This is a genomic window from Mariniflexile sp. AS56, assembly GCF_030552475.1.
Lineage (GTDB): Bacteria > Bacteroidota > Bacteroidia > Flavobacteriales > Flavobacteriaceae > Mariniflexile.
In genome coordinates, this window is the sequence record NZ_JAUPED010000008.1 from 58,834 (window position 1) to 77,790 (window position 18,957).

General features: G+C 30.2%; 17 protein-coding genes. 1 reads left to right on the top strand and 16 read right to left on the bottom strand.

Going from position 1 to position 18,957, the window contains the following annotated elements:
* Positions 1 to 18: 18 nt before the first annotated feature.
* The 16 genes from Q5N74_RS11070 to Q5N74_RS11145 all read right to left on the bottom strand — a co-directional run bounded on the left by Q5N74_RS11070 (position 19) and on the right by Q5N74_RS11145 (position 16,975).
* Positions 19 to 873, bottom strand: coding sequence for a glycosyltransferase family A protein (locus tag Q5N74_RS11070; RefSeq protein ID WP_304388871.1), 855 nt, complete (start codon positions 871 to 873; stop codon positions 19 to 21).
* Between the two features lie 13 nt (positions 874 to 886).
* Positions 887 to 1,837 carry a glycosyltransferase family 2 protein gene (locus Q5N74_RS11075; RefSeq protein ID WP_304388872.1) on the bottom strand — a complete coding sequence of 317 codons (951 nt, stop codon included), beginning with the start codon at positions 1,835 to 1,837 and terminating at the stop codon, positions 887 to 889.
* A gap of 7 nt (positions 1,838 to 1,844) precedes the next feature.
* Positions 1,845 to 2,621, bottom strand: a complete 777-nt coding sequence (locus Q5N74_RS11080) for a glycosyltransferase family 2 protein (protein ID WP_304388873.1) — start codon at positions 2,619 to 2,621, stop codon at positions 1,845 to 1,847.
* Positions 2,615 to 3,829, bottom strand: a complete 1,215-nt coding sequence (locus Q5N74_RS11085) for a glycosyltransferase (protein WP_304388874.1) — start codon at positions 3,827 to 3,829, stop codon at positions 2,615 to 2,617. Before Q5N74_RS11085 ends, Q5N74_RS11080 begins: the two co-directional genes overlap by 7 nt.
* Entirely contained in the window at positions 3,829 to 4,749 is a 921-nt protein-coding gene (locus tag Q5N74_RS11090) for a hypothetical protein (RefSeq protein ID WP_304388875.1), read from the bottom strand. Before Q5N74_RS11090 ends, Q5N74_RS11085 begins: the two co-directional genes overlap by 1 nt.
* A gap of 4 nt (positions 4,750 to 4,753) precedes the next feature.
* Positions 4,754 to 5,905, bottom strand: a complete 1,152-nt coding sequence (locus Q5N74_RS11095; RefSeq protein ID WP_304388876.1) for a glycosyltransferase — start codon at positions 5,903 to 5,905, stop codon at positions 4,754 to 4,756.
* Between the two features lie 176 nt (positions 5,906 to 6,081).
* Positions 6,082 to 7,089, bottom strand: a complete 1,008-nt coding sequence (locus Q5N74_RS11100; protein ID WP_304388877.1) for a glycosyltransferase — start codon at positions 7,087 to 7,089, stop codon at positions 6,082 to 6,084.
* On the bottom strand, positions 7,079 to 8,482 hold the full coding sequence (locus tag Q5N74_RS11105) for a hypothetical protein (RefSeq protein ID WP_304388878.1): 1,404 nt from the start codon (positions 8,480 to 8,482) through the stop codon (positions 7,079 to 7,081). The genes Q5N74_RS11100 and Q5N74_RS11105 overlap by 11 nt, the downstream gene beginning before the upstream one ends.
* 211 nt (positions 8,483 to 8,693) lie before the next feature.
* Positions 8,694 to 9,443: a bifunctional 2-polyprenyl-6-hydroxyphenol methylase/3-demethylubiquinol 3-O-methyltransferase UbiG gene (locus Q5N74_RS11110; RefSeq protein ID WP_304388879.1), complete on the bottom strand. Its 750-nt coding sequence runs from the start codon at positions 9,441 to 9,443 to the stop codon at positions 8,694 to 8,696.
* Between the two features lie 5 nt (positions 9,444 to 9,448).
* On the bottom strand, positions 9,449 to 10,216 hold the full coding sequence (locus Q5N74_RS11115) for an FkbM family methyltransferase (RefSeq protein ID WP_304388880.1): 768 nt from the start codon (positions 10,214 to 10,216) through the stop codon (positions 9,449 to 9,451).
* Positions 10,210 to 11,388: an ABC transporter ATP-binding protein gene (locus Q5N74_RS11120; protein WP_304388881.1), complete on the bottom strand. Its 1,179-nt coding sequence runs from the start codon at positions 11,386 to 11,388 to the stop codon at positions 10,210 to 10,212. Before Q5N74_RS11120 ends, Q5N74_RS11115 begins: the two co-directional genes overlap by 7 nt.
* A gap of 1 nt (position 11,389) precedes the next feature.
* Complete coding sequence (locus tag Q5N74_RS11125; RefSeq protein WP_304388882.1) at positions 11,390 to 12,235, bottom strand: ABC transporter permease; 846 nt, start codon at positions 12,233 to 12,235, stop codon at positions 11,390 to 11,392.
* Between the two features lie 99 nt (positions 12,236 to 12,334).
* On the bottom strand, positions 12,335 to 12,838 hold the full coding sequence (cysC, locus tag Q5N74_RS11130; protein ID WP_304388883.1) for an adenylyl-sulfate kinase: 504 nt from the start codon (positions 12,836 to 12,838) through the stop codon (positions 12,335 to 12,337).
* A 5-nt stretch (positions 12,839 to 12,843) separates the two neighbouring features.
* Complete coding sequence (gene cysQ / locus Q5N74_RS11135; RefSeq protein WP_304388884.1) at positions 12,844 to 13,632, bottom strand: 3'(2'),5'-bisphosphate nucleotidase CysQ; 789 nt, start codon at positions 13,630 to 13,632, stop codon at positions 12,844 to 12,846.
* A gap of 88 nt (positions 13,633 to 13,720) precedes the next feature.
* Positions 13,721 to 16,186: an exopolysaccharide transport family protein gene (locus Q5N74_RS11140; protein WP_304388885.1), complete on the bottom strand. Its 2,466-nt coding sequence runs from the start codon at positions 16,184 to 16,186 to the stop codon at positions 13,721 to 13,723.
* 9 nt (positions 16,187 to 16,195) lie between these two features.
* Positions 16,196 to 16,975: a polysaccharide biosynthesis/export family protein gene (locus Q5N74_RS11145; protein WP_304388886.1), complete on the bottom strand. Its 780-nt coding sequence runs from the start codon at positions 16,973 to 16,975 to the stop codon at positions 16,196 to 16,198.
* Positions 16,976 to 17,078: 103 nt separating this feature from the next.
* Here Q5N74_RS11145 and Q5N74_RS11150 point away from each other — a divergent pair, with 103 nt between their 5' ends.
* Positions 17,079 to 18,944, top strand: coding sequence for an ABC-F family ATP-binding cassette domain-containing protein (locus Q5N74_RS11150; protein WP_304388887.1), 1,866 nt, complete (start codon positions 17,079 to 17,081; stop codon positions 18,942 to 18,944).
* The last annotated feature ends 13 nt before the right edge of the window (positions 18,945 to 18,957 follow it).

Below are 18,957 nucleotides of genomic sequence, written 5' to 3' on the forward strand. Positions count from 1 at the left end.
AATCCTAATCTTACTATTTTACTTATTAAAAATACCTAAATGTTTTTTCAAAAACCTTAGTGGCGCTAAAATAGCACTTCCTAATTTGTAATTTAATGAGTTTATTACTTTTAGTTTGTTTTTTCTTAATTCGTGGTTCGTATATAACAATTGACTTGAAAATGATTCAAAATTATCCAAATATACTTGCTTGTGCTTATTGAGTATATAATTTCTTAATTCACTGTCATGATTTTCAAGTGCTTTGCTGTCTCGCGATATGGTTTTTACTCTGTAAATAAATAGAGGTTCCTTAATGATATGCATATACCAACCATTTTTCAAAATAGAAATCCAAAAATCCCAATCTTCATAGCCATTAGACATATTTTCATCATAACCAGAAACCTGCTCCCAACATTTTTTTCTAAACAGAGAGCAATTCATCGCATTGTTTTTTACCAGGAAATCAGCAATAGAACCTCCTAATGGTTTTATAATTTCGTTACTAATTTTAGTGCCTTTTAATTTTTTATAATAACACCCAACGATGGCTATATCCAAATTACCATTTAATACCTCAACAGCCTTTTCAATAAAGCTAGGTTCAAAATAATCATCGGCGTCAAGATTTAAAATAAAATCTGTTTTTGCCAAACCAATGCCAAAATTTCTGGCCATACAAACTCCATTATTTTCTTGAAAAACAACATCTACATTTTCATGTTGAATGGTTTCTAGAATTTTTCTTGTTTCGGCTTTAGAGCCATCATCAATAATAATAACCCTTTCAGGTTTTAAAGTTTGATTTAAAACGGAATGTAACGCACTAATAACGTATGCTCCATCATTGTAACAAGGAATTACTACGGTAACATTGCTAGGCGTATTCATATAATTAATTAACTTATTGTTTGTATAAAAATGGAAAAAGTTTCTTTCTAAGCCTAATTACCGGGAAGTATTTTATGCTTAGTACCGAAAATAATAGTTTAGGATAAGGAAAAAAATGTCTTGCCCAATAGCCAATATCAGTATAAAGTTTGTTCTGCTCTTTATGTTTTAGAATCCAAACCCACTTTAATAAATCATCAACTCTATATGAGGGAACTTGGTTTTCTGAGCTCCAAATAACCATAGACTGATACATTTTTATAGTATATTTTCTATATAGATCTACGTTTTCAAAAACATTATCTTCATGAACTCCTCTAATAGCCAAAGGCCTATCAATAACTCCAGTATGTAAACGGCATTTCAAAGCCAATTTCCAAAAAATATCTGTATCCTCAGCCACTACCAACGCTTCATTAAAATACCCTGTAGCCTCGAATACAGACTTTTTAACCGTTAGCCCATTTATATGAAAATGACCATGTTTACCATAAAGTAATGATTCAAAAAGCTGTTCTGGTTTTATTTCTTGAGTAACGGTATACAATTTATACTTCTCTTGCTCTGCAATTGTTGAATTCCTGTAAAAGTGAAAGCCTACGGCATTGTATATGCCGTCGCATTCTGAATTATTAAGAAATATACTTTGATCATTCTTAAACCTTTCAGGTAAATAAAAATCATCAGCGTCTAAAAAAGCAATATAATCCATTGTCACATTTTCTATCCCTAAGTTTCTGCTGGCAGAGCGACCTTTATTAGAATAGTTACTATGTGAATACACTTTAATTATGGGGTATTGTGCTTGTAATTTCTCAAGAATCTGAGCTGTTTTATCCACACTTCCATCATTAACAACCACTATTTCATGTACTTCCGGCTGATCCAATACTGAAGTAATGGCTTTTTCAATAAACTGTTCGCAATTATATACTGGAATTACAACTGATACAAAAAAACTCATAATTGTGTTAAAATTTATCTAAAAGCCCTAGCCTAATTAGCAAATTAATTTTTTTAGATTTTCTTAAATTTCTAATCACTCTTTTTAATTTATAAATAGTTTTTAAGTCATTCATAAATATGGGAAATTCGGAATTTAAAACCTTTTCTCGTTCTGACTGGATTAGATGTTGATTTTCTTCAAGAGAACTAACACCGTCGTTATAAAAGGTTGAAAAAACGTCGTTGACATGCAAATAGCTTGCATTATGTTTCAATAAAGCTAAAATTAACCATTTCCAATCTGCTACAATTTTCAAACCTTCATCATAACTCCCTATGCGGTCAAACGCTTTTTTCTGTATAAAAGTACATTGATGACATGGCAAGTTATTGTACAGATACTCAAATGACATGGTTTTTGGATTCTCTAAAATTTGAGAAACTCCATTATTAACAATATTGATATTAAAGTATATAACTTCAAATTGCTTTAGATGCTTTTGAATTGCATTTAACGAATCTTCATCGTTGAAATGATCTCCACTGTTTAAAAAAAACAAATAATCTCCAGACGCTTCCCATATTCCTTTATTCATGGCACTATAAATACCATTATCTGGTTCGCTTACCCAGTATTTTATTTTTTCATCTTGACTTTCTAGATATTCTTTACTTCCATCAGTTGAGCCACCATCTATTACAATAAACTCAAACTCTTGCCACGATTGATTTAAAACACTTTCACCTGTACGAATTAAGCCAGAAAGATTATTATAATTAACCGTTATGATTGATATTAACATTTACTACTAATCTTATTATTTAATAATTCACGAAGTTTATTTAATTGATTTTCAGATGTATATTTCATCAAAAACAAATTCCTTGATGCTATATTCATTTTTTCTTTTAAATCAGAATCAGTTAATAACAGATTAATAAAACCAATTACATCATTATCATTTTCTGCAATAAAACCAGTTTCGTGATGGCTAACTAACTCTGGTAAAGCAGAATTATTATAAACTATTACTGGGGTTGAACATGCATAAGATTCAATTATTGTTTGACCAAAAGTTTCTTCATAGGATGCAGAAAAAGTAACATCGGAAGCCGAAAATAATTTACTTTTAAACTCAGGATCCCATGTTTCAAAACAGAAAAAATTATCTTTATTTATAAAAGAATCAGTAATAAGCTTACCTAACCCAATAAATTTAATATTTGGATGGTTTTTAAATTTATTAAAAATTTTCATTATTCTGTCAAATCCTTTTAATTCAGACTCCAAATTATGGGAACATATTAAAATTAAAAAATCATGTTTTTCAAACCCCAAATGTTTTTTCGCCAATTTCTTTTCCATAGATTTAAGTTCATCTACAGGCAATCCGAGTTGAACTTTAAATATAGATTCTTTTGAAAAAAAATTTGACTGAATTAAAATTTTTTCGGTAAAACTACTATTAGCTATAATTTTTAAGTTATTTAATTGATTATAATATCCTTTTTTTTTTGACTGATAATAGTTTTCTATTTTTTCAAGTGATGTTCCCCTAATCTTTTCCCTATCAAATAACGTGTGTAATTTACCTTGTATAGTATTAAAATCATGTACATAGATAAAAACTTTCGAATCTTTATCTATTTTACTAAAAAATGACTTGTAATCCAAAAAACCTGCTACCCAGTGTAGGATAATTATATCATTTTTTTTACAGAATTTATCCATTCTATAGAGAGTTCTGATATTAGAGTGATACTCAAAACTAAATCGATTATACTTAGCATTTATAATATTAGCTAATTTATTAAACAAGTAATTTAAACTTCTAGAAATAATACCTTTAGGTCTAGTTATTTTAACTTGAAAACAAGATTGATTTGGATTGTTATAACTTTGAGAATATAGAACACTATCTAAATTATTTTTTAACATTGTAGCATGTAGTCTATAGGCTGCTAAACCAGCACCTCCAGAAACAAATGTTGATATATGAACAATTCTCATTATTTAAATTGTTTTTTTAAAGTTCTATATAAAAACTTATACAACTTAAAGTTCCTACCATATTCTGAGAATAATTTTAAATGTAAACGAGATCTCTTTTTTTCTAAAATTTTTACATTTCCCGTAAATGGCTTTATTTTATCACTTATTTTAAGATCATAAAAGTTGTCCTTTCCGCAATTCTCACCTGAACCATCTAAGCCAATATTTTGAACATAACTTTTTTTACTTGTCAAACATAAACCATTATTAAAAAAAATAGTACAGTTCCATAATATAGCCCAAGTTTTTATCTTTTTATTAATGTTCGCTGCTAATTGCTCATGACCATTCATTCGAGTTCCGTAGTTAAACTTTCGTAATAAATTCTCATCACTAATTAGGTTATCATAATGCTTTTTATAATCTTTATCTAACTTTACCCATCTATCTTTCCAAGTTCCCCAGCCCCAACAAAACATAAAATTAAGCATATAGTAATCGTCAAGAACAAATTGTAAATTAGATTGGTTATTAAATCCATTTATATGAAAAATTCTTTTTTCAATTTCATAATAATTTAAACTATTATTCATGTATTTCAAAAAATATTTAGATGTAACCATATCATCTTCAAGTACAATGATTTTACCATGTTTATCTATAATTTCTGTTACACCGTTTATAATAGATTTAGCTAATCCAAAATTATCTTGTTGTTCAATTATAATGATTTCTTTACACCATTTTTTAGATTTTATAATACTCCTAACCTCCTGAATGTTTTTTATATCATCAGTTAAAGCAGTTTCCTTTGCACCATCAGCATATATGTAGAGTATACTTTTATCTGAGTACTCATTGGACTTTAAAGCCTCTAAAGTCTCAAGAGTATGCTTTGGTCTATTATAAACAAATAAAACGATAGGTGCTAAATCCATTAACTTATTTTTTAGTAAGGTTTTGTAATATTTCATTTAAAACCCTAATGTGTCTAGACATAGTAAAATTAGCTAATATGTTTTGCCTTGCCTTATTTCCCATGTCATCGGCTAGGTTTTTACTTGATAATAACTTAAACATTGCATTTGCCATACCTTCAACATCCTTTTCTTTAACTAAAAGTCCTGTTAAATCGTTTTCTACTACATCTTGTATCCCTGCGTGATATGTTGATATCACAGGTATAGATGCCGCTTGCGCCTCAAGTATAGCCACTGGCGTACCTTCCATATCTCCTTCTGCACTTGTAATACTATGCTGCACAAAAGCCCTGCATTTACTTAACAACTCCCTAAAGTGATCCGGAGTAACACTACCTGGAAAAGAAACTGAATTTTCTATTCCTAGATATTCAACTAAATTTTTACTTGTATTTAACAAAGGGCCATCACCTGCCAATATTAGTTTAGTTTTTGGAAAACTTTCTAATATTTTTGAAAAAGCTAGAATTGTAAAATAAGGTGCTTTCTTATCTACAAATCTTCCTATCCCCACCAAAAGTAATTCTGACTTATCTGATTCTACTTTTAGAAACAAATCATTTGGCCCATAAGTATTATAATATAGTTTTCCTTTTGGGCACCCCATATCAAGCAATGCCAACTCCATTGTTTTAGACACTGCAATTACTGCCGAAGCTCGTTCAAAAACTTCTTTGTAATTGTTACATCCAGCAATCACATTTTTAACTGAAGCATCATATCCATGAAAATGAACTATAAAAGGTATATTCCAAATTCTAAAAAGAGGTAATAAGTTAAATGCCAAGGTTCCATATTCTACAAGTGCGACATCTATCTTGTTCGCTTTTAAATTATTACTCAGCAAGTTTGCTCTATTAATTCTATTTTTATAAGACTTAGACAACCTACTTAAAATCATCTGTTTTAATGTATAGTCTCTAATATCAAAATCAGAATTTTCTAATTTCATATTAGCTATATTATTACCATAATAATAAAAAACATTCCCATTCAATAAGGTTTTATGCGCCGCAATAAAAGTCTCGGAATAAACATGTTTATTAATTGAGAAAAGAGCTATATTCATTCTACTATTTATTTTTTGAGCTGTTAGAGTTAAATAAGCAATCATTTATATCACTTTAAAATCTTGGTTTAAGACACTTCCAGGTGGAGAAAAGTATTCTTAACTATATGTTTATTTGGTATATTTAACCCGTTAAAGAAATATAATAATAATAATTTATAGACAAAAGGTCTGGTTGTATTGTTAGATGTAAAAAGGAATTTCGCAATAATATATCTACTTTAAATTATTTTAAACTTTCTTAAGAACCTATACCATATTGATTTTTTTATATTTTGTAATTCCTTTTGTAAATTTACATGCCTAGAAACCAATTTATCATATTTAATCGACAATTCATTGTATTTTTTAATGTAGATTTCACCATCACCCTTTCTATTGTAAATTCCTGTCCTAAAACTATTAACTTTGCCTGTGTTTCCATTCGAATAAATTTCCATTAAACGAATAATAGCTTCCCTTAATTGTTCTATGATTTCTGAATTAAACCTGTTCGAACTATTCAAAAAATAGAGTGAAAGTAAATACTCAATTTTTGAAAATGGTGATACCAGCCTATTTTTCATAACAGCTGTTGTCGCAGAGTTTGGATGTACTCTATATTTTATTTGTGGATCGTTTTGATAATAAAACTCACCTTTCTCAGCGACCAAACTCCATAACACCCAATCTTCATACTGAAATAATTGAGGTAAACCAAATTGAATGTTTTTGATAATGTCTGCTTTTACAATTACTGTTGAATTACAAATTTTATTAGCTCTCAACCAATTTTCTTGCTCATGCATCACATACACTTTATCTTGAATCGCCAATACAAATTCATTATTAAACGTAAGTTCAAAATCATTTAATATTTCAACTTTTGAATGTACCAGAATTATATTTTTCTCGTTCGCAAAAATATTAAGCTGACTTCTTAGTTTTGATGGATAAAACACATCATCGGCATCTAAAAATGCTATATATTCCCCTTTCGCAACTGTAATTCCTAATTCACGAGATTTCGAAACACCTAAATTAACACCACTAGGATGCTGAAAAAGGAATATTTTGTCAGCATCCGTATAAGCATTAATTATTTCAATAGAATTATCTACAGACCCATCATCTACAAGTATTAGTTCCCAATTATCGTAACTTTGATTAATTACCGATTGAATTGTTTGCTCAATATACCTAGCGGCATTATAAACGGGTACTATTACTGAAACCATTTTATTTTTCATTAAAAATCTTATTTTTCCACAAGGAAATCCATTTAAAAATTAGATTGATATAGTTAAAAATTTTCTTGTTTTTTTTATACTTATAGAATACACTTACATATGGACCGAGCATTCCTTTTATGAATTTTTTTATCTTTAGTATATAAAATTTCAACCAAACGGTTTTGCTAAAAAACCCTATCTGTAAAATTTTATAAAATAAATCTAAAATTGAATTTTTTATACAATATCTTTCAAAGAAAATATAGAAAAAATTTTGTGCTTGCTCTAAATTTTTGTTTACGTTAATGTTGTTTTTAATTAAAAATTCTATATGCCGATTCAAAGCCTGCTTATTGTCATAATCATATGTAAAACCTAAACCAGAATAAAAACTATTTGAATAAGACAAGACTGGTTTGTTATATAAGCACGCTTCTAATCCAGCTTGTGAATTTACTGTTACAACAATTTGAGAACTCTTAATTAACTTAAATGTGTTATAACTGTTAAGATAGTCAATGTATACATTTTCTGACTCGTATTTTTTTATTCTATTGTAAGTTGGCGAGCCATAAGGTCTATCTACTGCTGGACTTTTACCTTCCAATTCTTTTGGATGTAATTTTATAACTAAGGGCATATCTAGGTTATGACAAACACCTATTGTATCCTTAATAATATCCACGGGGTTATTAAAATCATCTTCAATACCAAACAATAGTGCAGCATCACAATAAACTTGACCTAAGAATAAAACAAAAGGTTTTTTGAATGGTATTTGGGTATTATTTACATTGGAAATATGTTCTTCATTTTTATTATCAAAAACAGTGCTTTTAAAATGGGTTACATAAGATCTACACGTTTGACTATTGACTATGTTTTTATACTTATGAAAATAATTTTTAGCTAAGTTATAAGTAACAACTTTACCTGATATATCATCCCAAACAATTCTATGTCTATTAGAAGTATTCTCGATACATAAAAAAGGTAAGTTATGTTTCTTTGCAAAAGCTAACAAACAAGCATCCAACAATGAATGCCCATTAACAACAATAACTAAAGAAAAAGTATTGCTATTAAATATTCTATCAAAGTCTGTAATAATAGTTTTTGCATAAAAAAACCATTTACCAATAACGTCCTTGTGTAGGTTAAAATCTAACTCATCTTTAAAAATAATTAAATCATTACAAATATTATAAATTGTTAAATCATATAATCGCATGCCTAAAAATGTCTCATCAATATTTAAATTGGCACTTTTATCACTCTTAAAACATTTTAAATATATATTCTCATCAATTGGATAGGTATTAAAACCAATAGAACTGAAACCAAGTTCTAACTCCCTTTGGCTCATATTAAACCAACTCAATTTTATATTATTAAAAATTATTTTATTCAATATGATTTAATTTTTAAAATTTTATTATCTTTTTTAATATAAAAAAGTTCAATATGATTATATAGAACTTTAGATAAAAGTATTGTGAAAATAATTACAAAAAAATAAAGTATAACCTTTATTTTGTAGATTTTCATGTGTGTCTTCCCAAAATAAAAGCTCTTCCTCGCTTAAACTATTGTAAGCATATATAAGTATCTATTTTTTCAAATTAGACCCAATTTAATTCTTTAATGCTACCATTAAAGGGCTCTGTAGTCCCCATTGGAAAATACTTTTCAAGTTTTAGTATATCTCCACTATCATAACTCAAATCTGGATAAGACGCTATGCTTTTCTTTTTTAGTATAATACTAATATTATAGCCATATGATTTAATGGAAATATTACTACAATCAAATCCTGCCATTATTAATTGATACATCAATAAACCTGCATTCCAAAGCGTAACATGCCCACCAACAATTTCATGTTTTAATGGAGGTACTGTAATTGCTAATATGCCACCTTCCTTTAAATCGTTATGTATTTTTTTTAAAAACAAGTTTGGGTTTGGTTGGTGTTCTAAAACATGAGATGCCCAAATAGCATCAAATTGTTCTCCAAAATCATGAGTATAATAATCTCCAAAAACACAAGTATGGTTATCATTACGTTTTTCAAAATATATAGATTTCCCGAAGTCTATTGAGGTTACTTTTTTTCCATTTTGTTTTAACATATCGCTATGCTTTCCTTCACCACTACCGATATCTAAAACGGTTAGGAAATCAAAATCTGTAATAAATTTTTTAAGGGTTTCGCCTGCAAACGGTAGTTTATTATAAGGTGCTTCAACATTACCATTTAAAGCAAATTCTCTAGAGTTAGAATCTGGTGCTTTTGGTGGAACTGGGTTGTTTTTTATTCGAATTATTTTTAATCCGAAAAAACTTAAAAACTTTTTAATTTTCTCTTTCATTCCCTTTACTTCTTTTCAATAAAAATTAATGAATTTGAATAAACATAATTAGGAGCTCCATCAAATTGTATTTCGCTTAAATCTTTAAATGAATTTAAATTTTTAAAACTTTTTAATTTTCCATTTTCAATTATTGGTATATAGGTGTTTTCATAATATTTTGACAATAATTGATGTGTGATTTCAAATTGCCAATAATAAATTTCAATTTGTACAATAGCATCCCTATTTCTTTTAAAAAAAACATCACCTCCTTTTATAGTTTTTTCTTCCATTCCTTCTACATCTATTTTAATAAAATTAAAAACTTCGTCAATAAGCAAGGAGTCTAAAGCAGCAACTTTAACTTTTTCTCTTTTAATTTTCTTAAAAACGTTACCAAAACGTTCCGGCCAACTATCGTTTAATGAATGTCCTTGATTATGTGATGTTGACAAGTAAATATCACTAAATCCATTATAATCAGATAACGCGAAATCAAACACCTTAATTTTACTAGACTTAATAGCTTTCAGTCTTTTAACTAAACTAGACACAGGTTCAAAAGCATATACTTCAGAAGCTCCAAAACTTAAATATAACAAAGCTGTAAATCCAATGTTAGCACCTAAATCTAAAACCTTATCTCCTTGTTTTATTAAATTTTTAGAAATATAATAGTCATCATTATGAATTGATTCATAATATTTCTTTTCGTGAGGATTAGAAGTGTTTAAAACTAAAAAGTTCTTTCCAATTTTTATCTTTCTTTTTTTAGTAAAAAAACTTAACATATAAACTTTCCTTTAATTATTATTGGACTAACCAAAGTAAATTGATTAAAAACTTGTATTGAATTTAGATTCTGCATCCATAAGTAAATTTTATTTGTATTAATCCCTTCAATTGTAATTGAAAATTTATATATTCCAGTATTCAAATAAAGTTCATCAATTATAAACTTAACCGAATTTACTCCTTTATGCAAAGCTATTTTTTTATTAAAAAATTTAGAACTAGTTTGACATACAGGAATTAACTCTCTACTCATTAAAAAAATACTGATATCAATATCATCTGTTTCTATTTCGGATAAAATACTAATATCAACTTCCAAATTTTTTATTTGTCCATTAAACACCTTTTCTTTTGTTCTAAAGTACTCCAAAACACAATCTTCAGAATGAATCAGAGTCGGCTTATCCTCAATATAGTTATCGTCATAATATGCTTCAATAACATTACCGTTGTTACCATGAGCTTTTATTTGCCCTTTGTGCATCAAAATAGATGTTGTACATATTTTTGAAACCTGAGGCATTGAATGTGTTACTAAAATAATACAGCATGATTTCATTAATTCAGAAATACGATCATAACATTTTGCTCTAAAACTTACATCTCCAACTGCTAAAACTTCATCAATAATAAGAACGTCAGGCTCCATTTGTGCCGCAACAGCAAAGCCCAAACGTACTTTCATACCAGAACTATAATTTTGCACAGGCATATCAATAAACTCTCGTATCTCAGAAAAATCTATAATTTCTTCTACTTTCGCATCAATCTCCTTTCGGGTAAATCCCAAAACCGCTCCATTGTTGTAAATATTTTCACGCCCACTTAAAATGGGATTAAAACCTGCTCCCAATTCAATAAGCGCGCCAACACGGCCATTAATAGTGATTTTTCCTGCATCTGGATTGATTAAGCCGTTTAGTATTTTTAACAAAGTAGATTTTCCTGCTCCGTTATGCCCTATTAAACCTAAACATTCACCACGACGTAATTCAAAATTAACGTCTTTTACTGCCCAAAATTCTTTATCACGTAATAGCCTTTCATTTTTGTTTCCCTTTATATTGGATACTAAATCCTTTACACCATACCACAAGCTGGTTTTTAAATCTTTACAGAATTTTTTTGATAGTCCTTCTACTTTTACTAATACTTCGTCCTCTTTCATATTAAGCACTTAAACGTTCAACAATAATGGGAATGGATATTCTATAAAACAACAATCCTATAAAAAACACGGACACACTAGCTATAAAAATACCACAGAAATAACTCAAATATTCAGGTGTATTTCCTAAGGCTAGATCTCTTGCTGTTAAAATTAAGGACGTAAAAGGGTTCAACTCCATAACAGTTTTCATAAGTCCTTCTTTAGGAATTGTATAAACTACAGGTGTTATATACATTAATAAACTCAACCCCATTCCAATTATTCTAGCAATATCTGTATAAATAAGGCTTATAGGTGTTAAAAACAAGCCTATAGTAGTACCAAACACAATGGCTGCTATTATTGCAAAGGGAAATAGCAACAAAGAAAAATGAAACCCAACTCCAAATGCAAAAATTAAAATAACCAATAATATGATCTTAATAGAACTATTAAAAAGTATTTTGTAAATACCAGATAAAATTAAGGCTTCTTTTGGAAAGTTAATTTTCGTCATTATCCCACGGGCTGCGTTGGTATTACTTGTTGGAGAATTAATCGACTCTATAATTATTGACCAAATTAAAGTACCAGAGAACACGAATACCGGATATGGAACTCCTGTATCCGAAAGGTTTACGGTACCTGTTGCACTTAAAAAAATCCAGACAAAAGCAGAAGAAATTGGTGCTATAAAGGCCCATAAAATACCTAAATAGGATTGTCTGTATTGTGAAGTAATATCCCTAGTGGCTAATTGTTTTGCCAAAAAATGAGACCCAAAAAAATCTCTAGCACTCGCTTTTAATAGCTTGCCTATTTTTAAATTGTTTTCTTTTTGATATACTCTAGTTTCAAGTTGCATTTTAAAAATTAAAATTTATTATAGCTTACTTTCTAAACTTGGAAAAATTTTAGAAATTGCTTCTTTAGGACCCTCCTTAATTTTATGAATTTCAACAGTTTAATTTAAATGTATTTCGAAAGGCGAACTAATACCTGTGAAGTTTTTAATTTCTACTGTTCTAGCTTTTTTATATAAACCTTTAACGTCTCGTTGTTCACACACTTCCAATGGTGGATTTACAAATACTTCAATATAGTAATCGCTTCCTACAATCGTTTTTATGTCTTCTCTTATTTTATTATAAGGTGAAATAAACGCTGCAATGACTACTAAACCAGCATCTATAAATAATTTGGCAACTTCAGCGGTACGTCTTAAATTTTCAACACGATCTTCTTTTGTGAAAAGTAAATCTTTATTTAAACCACGCCTTAAATTATCACCATCCAGGGTGTACGTATGAATGTTATGCTTATGTAATTCTTTTTCCAACAAATTTGCAATGGTCGATTTTCCTGAACCCGACAAACCTGTAAACCAAATCAAACAGGGTTTGTGTTTGTTTATTAGCGACCTATCTTGCCTATTTATAGTATAGTTTTGCTCTTTATTGTGCTTCATTATTTTTACTGTACTATGAAATAGGGGTTTAATAAATTTTCTTTATTGTATTGTAATCCTTCATTTAAACCAACCTGCATCACTTTTAACCCAACAGCACTGCAAATAGCATGTCCTGCAGCAGTATCCCACTCCATTGTTGGTGCAAATCTAGGGTATATGTTAGCGCTGCCTTCAGCAACTAAACAAAACTTTAAAGAACTTCCTTTGGATACCAAACTAATGTCGTTTCCTTCAGACTGTAATTGTTGAATAAATGCATTTGTTTCTTTACTTTTATGAGAACGACTTCCTACTATTTTAATTTGATTATTATATTTTTTTTGAGGCACTAATGGTATACTATTCTGAATTATACTTTCTGTAAACTCATGTGAATTTAATTGACACTTATACGCTTTATTATCTAAAACAGCGCCATAATATAACGTTTTGGACACTGGTACATAAATAACACCGACAACAGGTGTGTTATTTTTTATAAGAGCTATATTGACCGTAAACTCTCCGTTTTTCTTAACAAACTCTTTAGTCCCATCTAGTGGATCGACCATCCAACAAGTATCCCATTTTTCTCTAATAGCATATGTGACCTGTTTATTCTCTTCACTAATAATTGGAATCCCCGTTTTTACTAAATAAGAGTTAATTACAGAATTGGCTTCTTCATCTGCCTTTGTTAATGGCGAATTATCTTGTTTTAAAGTGACTTCAAAATCTTCAGAATAAATCTTCATTATTTCTGCCCCCGCGTAAATAGCTCCTTTTATGGCTGTTATTAGTAATGTATTCATTGTTGTATTTACTCGAAACATATCAAAACTACCAATGTTATCCATTTGGATTCCAACTTCTAATTATAGAATAACATAGGTCGATCAATTAACCTATTTTAAATTTCTTTTTTAACTTGTCTAAAAAACCCTTTTTAGATTTATCATCTTCATGATAGCCATTTGCATAATGTCCATAACCGTAGCCGTAGCCATAGCCGTAGCCGTAGCCGTAGCCATATTTCCCTTTTTGGTCATAATAGTTGTATAGGAAACTTATATTCTTAACCTCTCCTTTATCATACTTATCATTTACAAGGTTTAACATGCCTTTTTCCGTGTAGTCCTGTCGCACCACATATATGGTGGCATCTGTGTATTTTAAGAGTTCAAAAGCATCTGCGACCAAACCTATGGGAGGCGTATCTAAAACTATGAAATCATAATTTTCTTTTAGCTCCGCCATTAATGCATCCGTTTTCTCACCTATAAGTAATTCCGAAGGATTAGGAGGTACTGGTCCTGAAGTTATAACATCTAAGTTAGGCACATTCGTTTGTTGAACAATTTCTTCAACATTATTTTGCCCTATTAAATAATTTACGGCACCAATATCATTTTTTATTTCAAAATCTCCAAAAATTTTGGGCTTTCTTAAATCCAGTCCTACTAAAACAGTTTTTTTTCCACTTAAGGCAAAAACGGTCGCAATATTAATAGAACAAAACGTTTTCCCTTCTCCACTCACAGACGAGGTAACCATAACTGTTTTTGAACTATTTAAATCTCTTTTATTGTACATATACTGTAAACTAGACCTAATACCTCGAAACGCCTCAGCAACAACCGATTTCGGTTTTAGATGCACCACTAAATTACCTTCAATATTACTTTTACCAACAACTCCTAATAAAGGAATTCTAGACAGGTTTTCTAAAACCTGAGGGTTATGAATTTTATTGTCCAAAAACGTTAACAAGAAAGCTAGAACTAAAGGCAACAGTAACCCTCCAATAACGGCGAACAAATACCTGGAGCTTAATTTCAAATCAATAGGAATAGCTCCCGTATCTTTAGCGGTGTCTATTATCATAACATCAGAAACACTTGCCGATTTAATAATATCAGCCTCACCACGTTTTGCCAAAAACACATTATAAGTTTGCTCACTTAAGGCATATTGGCGCCTAATGCTCAATAACTTTTGTTGGGCTTTAGGAAGTCTTCTAATTTCAGATTCTGCAATGGCTATTTTAGAATTTATAGTCTGCATTTCTCTTTTTATCCCATTGGTTGCAGAACTTATATTTTCCATAAGCACCGTTTTTAGACCTTCTATTTGCCTATTAAGATCATCAAAAATTAAAGCATCTTTTCTTACGGTAGATTCATACTTTGATTTTTGGACGGATAGCTGATTAATCTTTCCAATATTTGCTAAAATATTTCCGTCATCTATCCCTGCAATAGATGGAGCTGGAACATCGGTAAATGAATTACTGGTTTCTAAGTAGTTTTTTAAACTGGCATAGTAAGCCAGTTTCCTGTTCATATTATCTTTCTCTAACTCTAAGCTCGTTAATTTATTATTGATAGTGGCACTTTCACCGTCTATATTATAAATCTTGTTTTGTTCTCTATAATCGTTTAATGAATCTGCATTCAAAGTAAGTTGTGAACGCACCCTTTCTAATTGGGCATCAATAAAATTGATGGTATTGGTAACAAACTGGTTTTTTCTATTTAATTGGTCTTCGCTTAAAACTTGAACGGTCTCATTTAAATAGTCTACAATTTTACCTGTATTAACGTCTACCATACTCAAGTTTAGGATGGCAGAGTTTCGAGGATTATCTATCGATAGTCTATTTTTATAATTAGCAACAACCGCATCAAAATCACTAAATTGTATAAAATACTCATCTCCAGGATTAACACTTCTTTTTTCAGCTAATTCTATAGTCCCATTAAAATAGGGAAGAATCACCGGCTCTCCAAAAGCAAACTGCATTTTAAGTTCTTGAATAGGAACGTCCACATTAAGCCGTTCCTTGGTTGTGAAGTTTTGTGTTCTTACAACACTATTAGTAAAGTTAAAAGTTAACTCATATTTATTTTTATCTAAGAATACAATTTTTATAGGGATGTTTAAAACCTGATTCGTATTAGGGATTAACCTAAATCTAAAAGGTGCCTGTTTATAAATATCGTCTTTTCTAAAGCGTGCTTGTTTTAAATAAGACACATAAAACTCAAGATTATCAACTACTTTTTCATGAATGGAACGCGAACTTAAAGACGTCATCATGGTTTGCACTTTTCCTGACACACCTCCCCAATTAAAGGTCAAACTGGTTGTTGAAGTAAATAAAGGATTCGACTCTTCTTCAATTGAAATTTGAGTACTTAACCTGTAGGACTGTTGTTTTCGTATATTTTGTTGGTACACTATAAAAACACCTATACCAATAAAAAGTATGTAGAGTTTCCAATAACTTAGAGCTTTAAATAAAAAAGCTTTAAAATCAAATACCGATTGAAATTGCGATTCCGATACTTCAAATTCATCATTCATACTAAAAGCTTATAAATTTTTAACTAAAAAAAACGTGGAAACCAACACTGATAAAATAGACGCCACAGTTGTTAAATTTTGTATAGCCGTTTGGCCAGCTCCCAAAGCTTTACGTTTTAAAGGCTTTACTAAGATAATATCATTAGGTTGAATGTAATAATAGGGCGATTGCATTGCAGCAATATCTGTTAAATCTATATGATGTATTTTTTGCCCATCGGGATATTGACGAATGATTAAAACATCTTTTCTATCTCCTGTATCTTTAATATCACCTGCATTCGCTAAAGCTTCAATAATATTTACTCGGTCTTGAAAAAGCGTCTGTACCCCTGTTCCAACCTCTCCAATAGTTGTATATCGTAACCCAGCCAATTTAACGGTAACAAACAACTGTGCCGATTGTTTAAAATATTGGGCTAATAATTCACTTTTTACTTTGTTTTCTATTTCATTTATAGTAAAACCCAAAACATTAATCTCTCCTAAAATAGGAAATTTAATATTACCATGTAAATTTACAGTAAAGCCGTTAAAATATAAATTTCCAGAACTAGCACCTTCAACTGGGTTAAAAATAGCGGTCAATTCATTATCTAAAGCTTTTACGTTTATACTTAGAATATCGTTAACTTGAACGCGATATGGCTTATATAATTCTTTAACCAATAAAGAATCTTGTTTAGTAGTACCTTTATCTTGCAAATACACAACATCTTTATTGGTGATACAAGAAGAACATAAAACGCTGATTGATATACAAATAAGCAGGAATATTTGTTTGAGCATAGGGGTAATAGATTTATCACAAATATAACTTTTCATAATGAACAATAAAACTTATCACTGAGTTTTTGGTTTTTTATGCGTTCTTTGTAAAAAATATAGCCTTTTGAATTATTTAACTGTTGAAAATATATCGAAATCTTACGGAGAATTAACCCTTTTCGAAAACATTTCTTTTAGTATCCATAAAGACCAGAAAATAGCCTTCGTAGCTAAAAATGGTACTGGAAAAACATCCATTCTAAATATTATTTCTGGTGATGATGAAGCCGATTCGGGTAACATCACTTACAGAAATGATATAGTCGTTTCATTTTTATCTCAGGATCCCAAATTTGATTCAGCCCTAACGGTTGAAGAAACCATTTTTGCGAGCGACAACCCTATTTTAAAAGTCATTTCGAACTACGATAAAGCACTTTTAAACCCCGAAGATGCCGATGCCTACCAAAATGCCTTCGAGCAAATGGAACAGCACCAAGCTTGGGATTTTGAAACCCAATACAAGCAAATACTTTCTAAGTTAAAACTAGACGATATACACCAAAAAGTAGGATCGCTTTCAGGTGGACAAAAAAAACGTTTATCTTTAGCGAATGCTCTTATTAACAAGCCTGACTTATTAGTTTTAGATGAGCCTACCAACCATTTAGACCTAGAAATGATTGAATGGCTTGAAGCCTTTTTTGCTAAAGAAAACATCACTCTTTTTATGGTAACGCACGATCGTTACTTTTTAGAACGTGTGTGTAATGAAATTATTGAATTAGATGAAGGCCAACTTTATAACTACAAAGGTAACTACTCCTATTATCTAGAAAAACGCGAAGCTAGAATAGAACAAACAGAAGTAGAAACAGGCAAAGCCAAGCAACTTTTTAAAAAGGAGTTAGATTGGATGCGCCGCCAACCAAAAGCAAGAACCACCAAATCGAAATCTCGTATTGACGATTTTCACGATATAAAGCACCGCGCCAGCCAACGCAGAAACGACCACGAAGTTCAACTGGAACTAAACATGGAACGCTTAGGTAGTAAAGTGGTTGAATTTCATAAAGTATCTAAATCGTATGATGACAAAGTGATTCTTAATGATTTTGAATACTTATTTAAAAACGGCGAACGTACCGGTATTATTGGGAAAAACGGTACTGGAAAAACAACCTTTCTAAACATTTTAACGCAAATAGGACAGCCCGATTCGGGTAAGGTAGTTATCGGTGAAACAGTTAAATTTGGTTATTATACCCAAAATGGAATTACCGTAAAACCCGACCAGAAGGTTATTGATGTGATCCGTGAATTTGGAGATTACATTCCGCTTAAAAAAGGGAAACAAATTTCTGCACAACAATTGCTAGAACGCTTTTTATTCAGTAGAAAAAAACAGTACGATTTTGTTGAAAAATTAAGTGGTGGTGAACGTAAACGCTTGTATTTATGTACCGTTTTAATTCAAAACCCCAACTTCTTAATACTGGATGAGCCTACCAACGATTTGGATATTGTAACTCTAAACGTCCTTGAAAGTTTCTTATTAGACTTCCCAGGTTGTGTGATTGTGGTATCGCACGACCGTTATTTCATGGATAAAGTGGTAGATCACCTTTTTGTTTTTAGAGGAGAAGGCGTTGTTGAAGATTTCCCTGGTAATTATACCGATTTTAGAATTTATGAAGATAGCCAACCCGCTATTTCAAATGCTTCAGACGATAAAAAAGAAAAGAATTCTTGGAAAAAAACAGAAGACAACAAACTGTCTTACAACGAGGAGAAAGAACTTAAAAACATTGAAAGCAAGTTAAAATCGTTAGCTTTTGATAAAAAAGAATTAGAAGCTAAATTTAACAACCCAGAATTAGCACCCGATAAAATAAACAAACTTTCAAAAACTTTGCAAACGATTATTGACGACATAGAGACCAAAGAAATACGCTGGATGGAATTACAAGAAAAGTTACTTGGTAATTAAAAGCTGAAAAGCC

Bases quoted from the DNA above. Each gene is read 5' to 3' on its own strand.
- Q5N74_RS11070 (WP_304388871.1), bottom strand. From the start codon at position 873: ATGAATACGCCTAGCAATGTTACCGTAGTAATTCCTTGTTACAATGAT.
- Q5N74_RS11075 (WP_304388872.1), bottom strand. From the start codon at position 1,837: ATGAGTTTTTTTGTATCAGTTGTAATTCCAGTATATAATTGCGAACAG.
- Q5N74_RS11080 (WP_304388873.1), bottom strand. From the start codon at position 2,621: ATGTTAATATCAATCATAACGGTTAATTATAATAATCTTTCTGGCTTA.
- Q5N74_RS11085 (WP_304388874.1), bottom strand. From the start codon at position 3,829: ATGAGAATTGTTCATATATCAACATTTGTTTCTGGAGGTGCTGGTTTA.
- Q5N74_RS11090 (WP_304388875.1), bottom strand. From the start codon at position 4,749: ATGGATTTAGCACCTATCGTTTTATTTGTTTATAATAGACCAAAGCAT.
- Q5N74_RS11095 (WP_304388876.1), bottom strand. From the start codon at position 5,905: ATGATTGCTTATTTAACTCTAACAGCTCAAAAAATAAATAGTAGAATG.
- Q5N74_RS11100 (WP_304388877.1), bottom strand. From the start codon at position 7,089: ATGAAAAATAAAATGGTTTCAGTAATAGTACCCGTTTATAATGCCGCT.
- Q5N74_RS11110 (WP_304388879.1), bottom strand. From the start codon at position 9,443: ATGAAAGAGAAAATTAAAAAGTTTTTAAGTTTTTTCGGATTAAAAATA.
- Q5N74_RS11115 (WP_304388880.1), bottom strand. From the start codon at position 10,216: ATGTTAAGTTTTTTTACTAAAAAAAGAAAGATAAAAATTGGAAAGAAC.
- Q5N74_RS11120 (WP_304388881.1), bottom strand. From the start codon at position 11,388: ATGAAAGAGGACGAAGTATTAGTAAAAGTAGAAGGACTATCAAAAAAA.
- Q5N74_RS11125 (WP_304388882.1), bottom strand. From the start codon at position 12,235: ATGCAACTTGAAACTAGAGTATATCAAAAAGAAAACAATTTAAAAATA.
- cysC (WP_304388883.1), bottom strand. From the start codon at position 12,838: ATGAAGCACAATAAAGAGCAAAACTATACTATAAATAGGCAAGATAGG.
- cysQ (WP_304388884.1), bottom strand. From the start codon at position 13,632: ATGAATACATTACTAATAACAGCCATAAAAGGAGCTATTTACGCGGGG.
- Q5N74_RS11140 (WP_304388885.1), bottom strand. From the start codon at position 16,186: ATGAATGATGAATTTGAAGTATCGGAATCGCAATTTCAATCGGTATTT.
- Q5N74_RS11145 (WP_304388886.1), bottom strand. From the start codon at position 16,975: ATGCTCAAACAAATATTCCTGCTTATTTGTATATCAATCAGCGTTTTA.